Source organism: Streptococcus sp. SP1 (genome assembly GCF_030440005.1).
In the GTDB taxonomy this organism is placed as follows: Bacteria; Bacillota; Bacilli; order Lactobacillales; family Streptococcaceae; genus Streptococcus; species Streptococcus parasanguinis.
In genome coordinates, this window is the sequence record NZ_JAQFJJ010000011.1 from 45,674 (window position 1) to 58,926 (window position 13,253).

The window sequence follows — 13,253 nt, forward strand, 5'->3', positions numbered from 1 at the left end:
ACCTGTCATCAGGTCATTATTTTGTGTTCAATTGATTAAAGGCTGCGACAGCATTAGCTTTCGCTACAAGGCCTGCAAGAAGGGCCAAACGGTTGTTTTTAACAGCCTCATCTTCTGCCATCACCATGGTATTGTCAAAGAAAGCATCAATGACTGGGCTAAGAGCAAAGAGTTGAGCCAATTTGTCGCTAGCTGAACCTGTCAATTCAAGCTCTTCAATCGCTTTAGAAAGGGCTTTTTCTTGATCGTTTTCAAAGAGACTGGCATCGACTGCTACTGAAGCATCTGCTTTTTCTGCCAAGTTAAAGGCACGTGAGAGTGATTCAACAGCTGCCTTGTAACCATCAGTCTTCGCAGCTTCTGAAAGAGCTTCAGCTGCTTCCAGCATATCAGCCACGACAAAGTTTGAACCAGCAAGCACAGCGTCTTTGATATCTTTTGGTGTGCGTCCCATCATCTTGTCCACACGCGCCTTGATGAAGTTGAGCACTTCTGTTTGATTGTCATAAGAAAGACTATCAAACGACAGACCGTAAAGGCTGTCAATCAACTCATCCATAGGGATATGCCAACCAAAGGCATCCAAGATACGAACAATCCCTTGTGTTGCACGACGAAGTGCATAAGGGTCATTGGAACCTGATGGAATCAAGCCAACTGAGAAGAAGGAAAGAAGGGTATCCAATTTATCTGCAAGGGCAAGAATGGCACCAACCTTAGTCTCTGGAAGGGCTCCGTCTGCTGAATCAGGAAGGTAGTGCTCACGGATAGCTGTCGCAACCGCAGCATCTTCACCAGCAAGGAGGGCGTATTTTTCACCCATAATTCCTTGCAATTCATCGAACTCTCCGACCATACCCGTCAAGAGGTCAAATTTGTAGATTTCAGCTGCACGAGCGACGGCTGCCGTTTCTTCAGCAGTCAAACCAGCTTGCTCAGCCAAGGAAGCTGCAATGACACCAGCACGGGCCATGTGTTCTGAAAGGGAACCGATTTTTTCATGGAAAGTCACGTGAGCCAATTTAGCAACCTGGTCTTCAATCTTAAGTTTTTGGTCTTCACGCCAGAAGAATTCACCATCTTCAAGACGCGCCACCAAGACTTTTTCATTTCCTCGGATAACATTTTCCAAGTGCTCAGCGTTCCCATTACGGACGGAGATAAAGTTTGGTTTGAGATTACCATCAAGGTCACGTACAACAAAGTACCGTTGGTGCGTTTCCATTGAGGTCACCAAGACTTCTTCTGGAACATCCAAATATTTAGTGTCAAAACTTCCCATAAAGGCAGTTGGGTATTCGACCAAGTTCAAGACTTCGTTCAAAAGTCCTTCTTCGATTTGAACTTGAACACCTTGTTCTGCTTCGATGGCCTTGATTTGCTCACGGATCATGTTTTCACGTTCTTGGCTATCCGCAATCACGTAAACCGTGCGAAGGTCTTCTTCATAAGAATCCGCATTGGTAATTTCCACTTCATGTCCAAGGAAACGGTGGCCACGACTCACACGACCTGACTGGATATCCAAGAAATCAAGGTCAAGCGCTTCGTCGCCCAAAAGAACGATCAAGGTGTGAACTGGGCGAATGTATTCAAAGGTGTTGTTAGCCCAGTGCATGCTAACAGGGAAGGTCAATGAAGCAAGTACTTCTGGAACGCCAGCCAATACTTCTTTAGCAGGTTTTCCAGCTTCATGTTTCGTCACGTAAACGTATTCTTCACCCTTAACTTCACGGAATTCGATGTCATCTACAGTCAAGCCTTTTCCACGGACAAAGCCTTGCGCTGCTTTTGAGAAGTTTCCATCAGCATCCAAGGCGATTTTCTTAGAAGGTCCTTTAAAATCTTCAGTCAAATCCGATTGTTGATCAGCCAAGCCAATGACACGGACGGCCAAACGGCGTGGTGTTGAGAAGGTTTGAATGCTTTCGTATGAAAGACGATTGTCATCCAAGAAGGCTGCCATTTTCTCACCGAGTTGTTTTTCACTTGGTGTGACAACGTAGGCTGGTAACTCTTCAAGTCCAAGTTCTACTAGTAAGTTTTTTGTCATGTTTTTTCTCCGAAAAATATCTTTTTTCCAGTTTGCCTTATGTGATTGGCACGCAAGCAACCGACTGCGTCGTTTCATTACTAAAATCGGAGCCTAAGGTCTCCAATTTTGCCTGGTATCGTTAGTTTCTCTAACGATACCTCTATCACTGCGGCAACTGGTTCTGTAGGATTCCTCTATAACCAAATCCTATTTAATATACTCTCTTTATTCTTCCTCTTCTGCTAGGAGTTGAGCGCGTGTGGCTTCGTCAAGAAGTGGGTAACCGAGTTTCTTACGTTCTGCGACGAAGGTTTTGGCTACGACACGGGCCAAGTTACGGATGCGGGCAATATAACCGGCACGTTCTGTAACGGATACTGCTCCACGAGCGTCAAGCAAGTTGAAGGTATGTGAACATTTCAAAACGTAGTCATAGGCTGGGTGAACAAGGCCTAATTCCAAAGCACGCCCTGCTTCTTTTTCAAATTTTTCAAAGTTTTCAAGAAGCATATCTTGGTCAGAAACTTCAAAGCTGTATTTTGAGTGTTCATATTCTGGTTGAAGGAAGATTTCTCCGTATTTAACGCCTGGAGCCCACTCAATATCGTAAACAGAATCGACTTCTTGGATGTAAGAAGCCAAACGTTCTAATCCGTAAGTGACCTCAGAAGTTACCGGACCAGTTGCCAATCCACCAACTTGTTGGAAGTAGGTGAACTGAGTGATTTCCATACCGTCCAACCAAACTTCCCAACCTAGACCAGCTGAACCAGTTGATGGGTTTTCCCAGTTATCTTCAACGAAACGGATATCGTGTTCCAAAGGATTGATCCCCAATTTTTCCAATGACTCAAGGTAGAGCTCTTGGATGTTTGATGGTGATGGTTTCATCACCACTTGGAATTGATGGTGTTGGTAAAGACGGTTTGGGTTTTCTCCGTAACGCCCATCAGCTGGACGACGAGATGGCTCTACATAAGCCGCATTCCATGGCTCAGGACCAATGGCACGAAGGAAGGTATATGGACTCATTGTCCCCGCACCCTTCTCGTTATCATAAGCCTGCATGAGCATACAACCCTGGTCATTCCAGTATTGTTGCAAAGTCAAAATAATTTCTTGAAAGGTTAATTTCTTAGACATTAAATACTCCTTGATTTAAATGATTTCTTGCGACACGAGTCTGCCTCGTCGATTACACGAAGCAAGACGAGTTAGTACTGCGTCTAGCTCAGGCACCCTAGTGCTGAGCGTGTGGCAGTCCGACTGTAAGGAGTTCTCTGCCACTGACGCAGTGGAAAGTCAATTTTTTGGACATATTTTACTCCTTATTCATAAAGTTTCTTGTAACTCAGAATACAAAAAGAACCGTGTTTTCACTCCTAAGTCTGTGACCTAGGGGCGTCAGAAACGCGGTTCCACCCTAATTTATTACTTCATTTTATCTGTTTGTCTTCAGCTATTTGCTGATAGAAAGCGCCACTTGCCTACTTTGCTCTACTTGGCTTTCACTATCCCAAGTTCGCTAGAAAAACGCCATAAGCCCTTCTTTCTTGTCAGTATTATAGCAAATTTTTAGGTACTTGTAAATAAAAATCCATCTGAAACAAATGTTTCAGATGGATTCTAGGCTAACAAACTATTTTGTTTTTCTTATGGACGTCTTGCAGCTTTTGGTTTTTTACCATGAAGTTTTTTCTTGGCATTTTTCAAGGCTGTCAAAGCATCTTTTACATCTTGTTGGCTTGCTCCTGGATTTGAAAGGATGGTTTGTGCATCCTTGAAAGCCACTAGGTAAGCTTCTTTTTCTTTATTTCCAGCATAGATGAATTTAGCATTCTTTTCTTGGAATTTCAATTCTTCCTTGATGTATTTTTCAAGGCTTGAAAAATCAGTTGCTTTCCCGTTTAATTTTCCTTCCGCACGGCTAAGCTCAGCAAGTGCTTGATTGATTTGTTCTTGTTTCACAGTTGGATCAACTGCAAGCAAGGCCACTGTTTGGAAAGCGCGGTCGTAGTCGCGACGTACTTTTTCTTTGGCATTAGCATAACGACCCGTTTTAGTCGTAGCATCATAAGCTTGCATGGCTTCTTTCAAAGCCGCAACGTTTGAATCTTTCCCATCCAAAGCTTGGCTAGCAGCTTCAAGACTAGCTATTGCTTGGTTGACTTGCTCTTGACTGACCTTGTTGGTCAAGGCTGCTTGGGCAGCTTGCAAGGCTTGATCATAAGCTTCTTTCTTATCCGCACTCGCATTGAAGTATTGAGCTGTCTTTGTAACAACTGCTTGGTTGTTCAAAGCAGCCAAGAGATCCACTTTTGAGATCACTCCAATACGATAATTGTTATTGCGCCCTGCGACAACTGAGATCACTGGTGCTTCCTCAGCTAGTTCATAACCTGTAGGAAGGGTTGCGACCAAGGTATATTGACCAGTTGCGACAGATTTTCCAAAACCATTCTTTCCATATTTTTCAGCAGGCAAGACAAAGTTTCCACCATCTGCCCCTTTCAATACGATCGTAGCTGCTTTTGAAACCGGTTGATCAAAGCTGATGCTAACTGGTGCATATTCTAAAGTATTGGCAAGAAAAGCGATCGTTTGGAAACTATTATCTTCTGTTAAATCAAATTCTTGCGTCAAGCTGCTGACAAATTTCACTTCTGTACGATCATAAGTAAAGATTTCTGCAGTGTAATGACCAAAGTTCAAGAAGTTAATATCTTTTGTCTTGTCAACTGATACATATTGACCATTGCTATCTTTGATTCGGTAAACATACATAGTATCCAAATCTTTGTTCGTTTTAGCATCACGAACAGAAATTTGAACCCGACCACTATTTTGATCCCGAACTAAATCAGCTAGTGAAACATAGTCTACATTCCCCGCAAAGTCCTCTACGTAGTAGTAGATATTCTTCTTATCGATGTTTTCAGGAAGATCGAAGCTACCATCTGCATTGGCCTTGATCACATGGTAATTTTCAAGCGCACGAGTACCATTCTTATCTTCACTGGTTTGGACCATTGTCCCCTGATCATCAAATGGAGTCACATAGACGAGTTTTTCAGTTAAGATACCACCATCGCCAACATCTTTGGCTTTACGTGCTACAAACTGTTGTGCTCCGTCTTTAAAGCGAATATAGCCAGATGTGATCACTGGTTTTTGAGTATCAACCCGAACCTTGAAGGTCGTTGATTGCTCCTCAGCTCCAGGAACCATTGGGGTGTAACGGATGACATAATCATATAGACCATCTGCTACTGCATTCCCATTCGCATCAATACCATTCCAAGCAGTATTATCTAATGTGTAGCTGCGTGGGTTCTTTTGGTCACCGTTGAAGAAGTTCTTACGATGGTCAGATGGAGTTCCTTCCCACAATGGATTTTTATGTTCCGTATCACTTGCTGCATAAACAGTTGCACGAAGGTTTTCAATGTTTCTAAGGGCAACTGTCTTGTATTCGACGAAATCTTTATTTCCATCTTCATTTGGTGAAATGGCAATGCGAACATTTCCGTTTTCATCTAGTTGAAGGGTGTGAGTTCCTTCTGCATTTTCGTCAATACCAAGGACTGTAATCCGACGACCATCTCGTTTTCCTTGAGTGAGAAGGAAGTCATTTTGCTGAGTGACGAGCGCAGAAACATTCGCACTAGAAGAGATATTCAAATCTTTTGGAATATGGTAGTAGAATCCATCTTTTCCTTCGCGAACCAAATCATAGACTGGCTTTTCAACAGCGGGAAGGTTTTGGAATTCTCCCTTGAAGCCCATAAATGGCAAGCTGACCACATCTCCATCATCAGCCGGATCAACAAAGCGAACAAATCCTTCAAGGAAATAGCCGTTCGGCATTTCTTTGCTCAATTCTTCTGTGAATTTACTTGTATCGACTTTCACCGTAACCGTTTCAGAGCTATGAGCTTTCACAGTTACTTCAGGCCAAGCTGTTTCAGTCAATTTACGTGGACGGAGGGTAAATTTACCATCTTTCACTTCATCTGTGTCAGTATTAACCAACATTTTCAAGGTACGATCGGTATCTGAAATATTGTGGACAGTGACATCAAAGGTAAAGCTATCTCCGACATTTCCAAGAGTAACACTTGGGTAGTTGTTTTCACCAGTAACATACAAGTCTGTTGAAACGGCAGCTGCTGTGTCGACAACCCCTGCTCCTTGTTGGCGTGGAGACGTATAGACACCGGTTTCTTTGTTAATATGTGGTTTAGCCGTAGACATAATCAAGGCCTTGACAGTTGCAGAAACTTGTTCTGGAGTCAATTCTGGATGGTTCTTCACAAGGTATTCTTTTACCAAGGCTGCAACACCCGCCACGTGAGGAGAGGCCATACTAGTACCACTCATATCTCCGTAGGTATTGTCATTCAAAGAAGAGAAGATGTTCCCACCAGGTGCTGTGACATCTGGTTTCAACTGACCATCTGTTGTCACTCCCCAGCTTGAGAAATCAGACAATTGATCTGCCTCGGGAGATGGACGATTGGCCATGGTATTGTTAAAGACAACTTTGTAAGATCCAGCTTTAAGAGCTTCTCCATAGCGTTTTGAAATGAAGACAGATGGAATTTTCTTAGCATCTCCATCAATCGACATACCAAGATTAGAACCTTCTACATTATTGTAAACCAGGGCACCTACTGCACCATGATGGAGGGCATTAGCAATTTTTTCTGTAAATGGGATTTCTCCACGTTGGATCAGTGCTAATTTACCAGTAAGATCTAGATCTTTGAAATCTTCTTCTTTCCCAAGTCCAACAGCTACATATTCATATTCTTTACCTTTTTCAAAATCAGTATCTGTTGCAGACTTACTGTAGTCAAACTTACCGTTATCTACATCCGCATTACCTTCCAACCCTTTGACTTCAAAAACTTCTGTCGTAATAATTTTGTTATTGATAGAAGCAACAGAGATAGAGTCCTCTACTGTTGAAGGATTTCCTACCAAACCGTAATCAGGATTTTCTGCAGACGGTCTTGAATATCCATTCCCAAAAGTATTACTATTCCCCGCAGAGATCAAGACAGATACACCTTTAGCACGAGCTCGTTTAATCGCATCAATGATATCCGAACCTGCATTGACCATAGAACCAGTAGAGGATCCAAGACTCATATTGATGGCATCTGCACCAAGGGCTACAGCATCATCAATCGCTTTTACATAAAGAGCAGAACCAGTTGTTTTTTGACGATCCGAAAAGACACGCATAAACATAACTTGCGCTTCTGGTGCCACACCATAGATCTTCTCTCCGTTTCCTGCTTCTTTATCAGGATTCCCCGTTGCGATCCCTGTAACGTGCATCCCGTGAGAATCTCTTTCAGCCTCTTTGATATTGTCAGTACCGTCAAAGTAATCATAGGCATATACGACTTTGTCGTTATACCATTTACCATAATCAATTCCTGCCGCTTTCTTAGCAGCTTCTATTTCTTCTTGATTTTTAAACTTGGCTTTTGAAGAATCTGTAATACGAAGAACCTCGTGGTTCACATCCAAGCCAGAATCGATGACGGCGACAACCATCCCTTCCCCTTTGTAGCCTTGCTTCCAGGTTTGTGGAACAGTAATAATTTCATCACTTTCGATGCTTTGAGGTTTGTCAGTTGCATCATGGCGCTCAGTTGTTTCCGAACTTGTCGGAGTAGCCACTTCTGTAGCTTTTTCTACTGGATTTGATGCTTCTTCCGGTTTTGTTTGTAGAGCAACCGTTGCCTCTTTAGGAACCTCTGCACCTTGTGAATGTTCTACCTCAGTCGGTGCCTGTTGACTGTTTGCTACAAGCTGTGTCCCAGCGCTCGTTTGACCCGCTGTTTGTTCTTCTGCACTCGCTTGTGCAGATCCAAATACCAAAACAGCCCCTAATAAAACTGAGGCTACACCAAATTTGTATTTCCTTAATGAAAAACGCTCTTGTCTATTCATAGAAACTCCCCTTTTATTTTAATAGTAACTATTATAACGCAAAATTATCTGAAAATTCATTCAAAAATGAATTGTAACACAATTGTAATATTTACATACATTACTAACTATTAATTTATTTTTATTCGTTATATTCCGAGCAATAGTAACTAAGTATTATAGTACGTCTGTTTTTTTATTTGAAAACTTTTTCACAACTGAAAAGATAAAAAAACAGAGAACAAAACTGTCCTCGGTTTTTATTGTTAGAAATCATTTTTTAAAAATCTTTGGTGTCTGGATCTGGTGCACCCGCTTCAACCGGAAGATAGCGCAGGAGTTCCACATCATCTGCCGTCAATTCAAAATCAAAGCAATCCAGATTGCTCTCAATCCGCTCAGGCGTAACCGATTTTGGCAGTGGAAGGAAACCTTCTTGTAAACTCCAAGCCAGGGCTAGTTGAGCGACGGTCTTTCCATATTTAGTAGCCATTTCTTTTACTTGTTCATTTTGGAACAATTCTCCTTGCCCAAAAGGTCCCCAAGCCTCTAGTAAAATGCCATGCTTGCGACTCGCTGCGATGGCTTCGCTTTGGTACACCCCAGGTGCTAGACGAATTTGGTTCACAGCCGGAATGATTCGAGCTGTTTCAAGAAGGGCTTCCAAATGATGAGGCAGAAAATTGCTAATACCAATAGCCCGAACCTTGCCAGCAGCTAGCATATCTTCCATTGCTCGCCAAACCTCAGCATTCCGTTGTTTCCAAGCATCATTTTCTCGAAGGGGTTTTGGATTTGGCCAATGAATCAAATAAAGATCCACATAGTCCAAGCCAAGTTTCTCAAGAGACTCTTCCAAAGCAGCTTGAGCATCTTCATAGGTGTGATGAGTATTCCAAAGTTTGGTGGTAATAAACAGGTCTTCGCGCGCAAGACCACTGTCTTTAATAGCACGCCCCACACTCTCTTCATTCTGATAAATCGTAGCTGTATCGATATGGCGATAACCTGCTTTTAAAGCAGCTAACACAGCTTGATAGGCTTCTTTTCCATCCGCTGCTTTCCACGTCCCAAATCCCAATACAGGAATCTTCACCCCATTATTCAAACGATAATGATTCATTTTTTCTTTCCTTTCTTCGATTTCGGTTTCTTAGGCCCTCGAAGCTTGAGCTCTGGCTTAAAAATATTCTTCTTGGTTGGCTCCATCTTCTTGCTATAAAAACTATAGAGTAAAAATGCCCCACCAACGATCACAATAAAGATATTTTTTCTTACAATCCCATAGAGCAAGAAAAAAATTCCCATCAATAAAAAACGTATATCAATTGCCTTCATAAGCTACCTCACATTTCAATTCCCATTATAGCATGAAAAGACAGCATTCACAAAATTGCACTACCATTGATAAACAAAAAGCCCCTACAGACTGTTTAACCCCATGAATACCTCACAAAAACCTCTCTAGGTATGACCTAGAGAGGAAGTATTCTATCTTCGATTCTTGAATCTAGTTAGTCGCCTGGTAACGTTTAACCCCATCGAGATAGGTCGCAACCAGATCCAAATTTTGATCAAGCACGATGAAGTCCGCATCATACCCTTCTCGAATTTGACCACAAACATCATCAATATGGACTGATTTTGCTGGATTGAGGCTGGCCATCATCACTGCTTCGTGAGGGTTAGCAATCCCCCACTCTACAACATTTTTTAATCCATCTTTCAATTTCAAGATTGAGCCAGCTAGATTACCAGTTGATTTCAAGCGAGCCGTCCCTTCAGCGACCACAACTGGGAATTCCCCAAGCATATAGTCCCCATCTTCTAAGCCCCCAGCTGTCATACAGTCAGTAATCAAGGCAACATTTTCTTTCCCTTTTTGTTTCATCAGGATATCACAAGCTAGCGGATCAACGTGATGGCCATCACAGATCAACTCTGCTGTAGTATGAGGCAACTCATACATGGCACCAACCATACCGAGTTCACGGTGCGTCAAACCACGCATACCATTGTAGGCATGCACCCAGACACTCGCACCTGCATCAACCGCTTTTTTAGCTTCTTCAAAAGTAGCATTGGAGTGCCCCAGAGCGACAGTCACCCCTTCTCCTGTAATGGTCCGAACAAATTCTTCTACCCCTTCACGCTCGGGAGCAAGGGCAATCTTATTCAACAGACCATTGGCAGCTTTTTGCCAAGCCCGGAATTCTTCCATACTTGGATCCTTCATATAAGCTGGATTTTGTGCTCCCTTGTATTTTTCTGTGAAATAAGGTCCTTCAAAATAAATACCGCGAATCTTAGCTCCTGTTGCTTCTTTGTATCGTGCACCGATATTTTCAGTTACTGCCAAAAGTTGTTCGTAAGAGGAAGTCAAGGTCGTAGGCAAAAAGCTTGTGACCCCTGTACTCAAGAGACCTTCACTCATGGTATGGAGAGTGCCTTCGATATTGTTATCCATCACATCTACCCCACCAAATCCATGAATATGGGTATCCACGAGGCCAGGCGCAATACTGTACCCTGAATAATCTAGCACATCCACACCTTCTGGTAAGCTTTCCACATGTTTTCCAAACTTGCCATCAACGAGTTCCAAATAGCCTCCGCGGCGAACCCCATGTGGGTAATAAAATTGATCTGCTTTAATATATGTAGACATAAAATCGTCCTTTCCATTGTAGGAACTGTGTTCCATTTATATTCATACATATTATAACGCTTTCACTTTTATTTGTAAATGGTCTAGACCTATTTTTGAATAGAATCTAACAAAAAACAGAGTAAGCTTCCTACTTACTCTGTTTAACGTTCATTAAATTTGCTCGATTTGTACTTTTTCAGCGAGATTCATGGCATGGTCTGCAACACGTGTATAGTGAGAAATGATATCAATAAAGTTCACTCCGGCTTGAGGTGTACATTCACCGTGGTTCAAACGACGAATATGGGTTTTCCGAAGTTTTTTCTCCAACTTTTCAATTGCCTCGTGACGTGCTACCAATTGGTTTGCAAGACTCACATCATTGTTCTCAACGGCTTTCAAAGCATCCTCTACAAATTGATGGGTTTGGTTGTAAATATCTTCCAATTCAGCCAAGGCCGCTTCTGAAAAGACCACTTTCTTACGAATTAAATAATCGGTCAGATTGATCAAGGCTTCCGCGTGATCTCCAATCCGCTCCAAATCCCGTGAGGAATCTAGGATGTTGGTGAGAACTTCACTTTCTCTCGGACTCAAGGCTTCACTCGACAAACGAATCAAGTAGCGAGTCAAATCCTCATCAATGGTATTAATGGCTTCTTCTGTCTTGTGTCCCTTTTCAGCTGTTTTTTCATTTTGATGAACAATATAATCATAAGAGAGATTAAAAGCTTTGTCTGCATATCCACCTAAATGAAGCAACTCTTTTTTCGCATTTCCTAGAGCAATCGAAGGCGCTTGAGTGATCAAGTTTTCATCCAAGTAGAGCGGTTCATATTTGACAACCTCATCCTCACCAGGAATCAGTTTGGTTACGAAGTAAGCCAAAGCTCCAATGAATGGGAATTGAATGATGGTGTTGGTCACATTGAAGGCACCGTGAGAAAAAGCAATCGTCATTTCCGGAGACAAATGCAAGAGGCCTTGGAAGTATTCAATCATGGCTGTAAAAGGTGTTAACAAGATCAAACAAAGGACTGTTCCGATCAAGTTAAAGAGCACATGGGTTGCTGCAACACGCTTAGCAGAAATATTGGCCCCCATAGCTGCAATAATAACCGTCAAGGTCGTTCCGATGTTGTCCCCAAAAAGAATAGGTAAAGAACCGCGAAGATCTAGGAAACCACCTGAATACAAACCTTGTAGAATCCCAATGGTAGCTGAAGAAGCTTGAATCAAAACGGTGATGATGGCTCCCGCTAAAACACCAAGAATTGGATTTTTCCCTAGGGTGATCATATACTGACTAAATTCTGGCAATTCTTTTAAAGGGCTCATTCCCGCACTAATCAGGTTTAAAGCGTAGAAAATTCCTCCAACCCCAAAGAGAATCCGACCAATATTATTAGCCATTCGATTCTTGGTAAAGAAAAGTAAGACCGTTCCAAGAAACATAATTGGAAGGGCATAAGTCCCCAGTTTAAACCCAATAATGAATGAGGTGACCGTGGTCCCAATATTAGCTCCCATGATGATTCCAATGGCTTGGCGCAGGGTCAAGAGACCCGCACTGACCAGACCAACGGTAATCACCGTTACCCCAGTACTAGACTGAATGAGGGCTGTCACGACAATCCCTACTAAGACTCCAAGAAAGGGATTGCTGGTATATTTATCAATATAGTAGCGAAGACGGTCCCCTGCGGCTTGTTGCAGTCCTTCTCCCATGGTTTTAATACTATAGAGAAAGAGACCCAACCCTCCCAAAAAGTTAAACAAAATTTCCTGCCAGTTAATGGACATGATCATTCCTCCAAATATGAGATCAGAAATAAAACTCCTCTCCTATTGTAAAGGATAATTTCCAATCACACAAGAGATTTCTGTAAATTTCTATTATTTTTTGAAACCGTTTTTTTCTTTCTGTTTTATTTTCCTCATTTTAAGAGCCAAAAAAGAGGTTGGAAATTTCCAACCCGAGACTGTAGACAAACTATTCTTTTTTATAAATCTAATAAATTCTATAAAAAGAAATGTTACTCGTTAGAGTGATTCAATCATCTACTGAAACTTTTCGTCGTGAGAAAAGTACCTGAAACTTAATAGTTTCAGGTACTCGGAATTATTGAGACCTTAGGCTCAATAATTAGTCATGGAACTTCGAAGAAGTTCGCTGACGTCCGTACTCACCTAAGGAAAGTTTCTAAGAAGACTTTGTCTTTCAATCTGGACGTGGAAAATTTCCAACCTCTCTAGTCTTTGTTCAAATTGCGCAACATCTCATCGATCTTATTCCCGTATTCGATGGATTCGTCTTTCACAAAAGTAAGATCCGGAATCTTATACAATTTTAGATTCCGACCTAATTCACGCTTGATGGTTCCTGTTGCTTTTTCAAGGCCTGTCTGAGCCTTTTGATTGTCTGAAGCCAAATCACTCATAATTGAATAATACACTTTGGCCATAGACAAATCACCTAGCATTTGAACATCCGTAATGGTAACTCCTTGAACACGCGGGTCACGGACTTTCTTTTGTAAAATCTCGTTGACCTCACGCTTGATTTCCATCCCTACTCGGTCTGTCCGAAAATGACTTGCCATAGGAACTCCTTTCTGCTCT

At 42.1% G+C, this 13,253-nt stretch carries 8 protein-coding genes; all 8 read right to left on the bottom strand.

The window, feature by feature from the left end; all coding sequences use genetic code 11:
- Positions 1-16: 16 nt before the first annotated feature.
- Positions 17-2,053, bottom strand: coding sequence for a glycine--tRNA ligase subunit beta (gene glyS / locus PCY07_RS06915; protein WP_301355785.1), 2,037 nt, complete (start codon positions 2,051-2,053; stop codon positions 17-19).
- Between the two features lie 207 nt (positions 2,054-2,260).
- Positions 2,261-3,178 (bottom strand): glycine--tRNA ligase subunit alpha, encoded by a 918-nt coding sequence (gene glyQ / locus PCY07_RS06920; RefSeq protein ID WP_151190970.1) that lies wholly within the window; start codon positions 3,176-3,178, stop codon positions 2,261-2,263.
- Positions 3,179-3,688: 510 nt separating this feature from the next.
- Entirely contained in the window at positions 3,689-8,002 is a 4,314-nt protein-coding gene (locus PCY07_RS06925; RefSeq protein ID WP_301355787.1) for a S8 family serine peptidase, read from the bottom strand.
- Positions 8,003-8,261: 259 nt separating this feature from the next.
- Complete coding sequence (locus tag PCY07_RS06930; RefSeq protein WP_301355789.1) at positions 8,262-9,104, bottom strand: aldo/keto reductase; 843 nt, start codon at positions 9,102-9,104, stop codon at positions 8,262-8,264.
- Positions 9,101-9,319, bottom strand: a complete 219-nt coding sequence (locus PCY07_RS06935; protein WP_003018530.1) for a hypothetical protein — start codon at positions 9,317-9,319, stop codon at positions 9,101-9,103. Before PCY07_RS06935 ends, PCY07_RS06930 begins: the two co-directional genes overlap by 4 nt.
- A gap of 172 nt (positions 9,320-9,491) precedes the next feature.
- Positions 9,492-10,649: an N-acetylglucosamine-6-phosphate deacetylase gene (gene nagA, locus PCY07_RS06940; RefSeq protein WP_301355793.1), complete on the bottom strand. Its 1,158-nt coding sequence runs from the start codon at positions 10,647-10,649 to the stop codon at positions 9,492-9,494.
- Between the two features lie 153 nt (positions 10,650-10,802).
- Entirely contained in the window at positions 10,803-12,434 is a 1,632-nt protein-coding gene (locus tag PCY07_RS06945) for a Na/Pi cotransporter family protein (protein WP_301355794.1), read from the bottom strand.
- Between the two features lie 449 nt (positions 12,435-12,883).
- Positions 12,884-13,234 carry a 30S ribosome-binding factor RbfA gene (gene rbfA / locus PCY07_RS06950; RefSeq protein WP_003003976.1) on the bottom strand — a complete coding sequence of 117 codons (351 nt, stop codon included), beginning with the start codon at positions 13,232-13,234 and terminating at the stop codon, positions 12,884-12,886.
- Positions 13,235-13,253 lie beyond the last annotated feature (19 nt).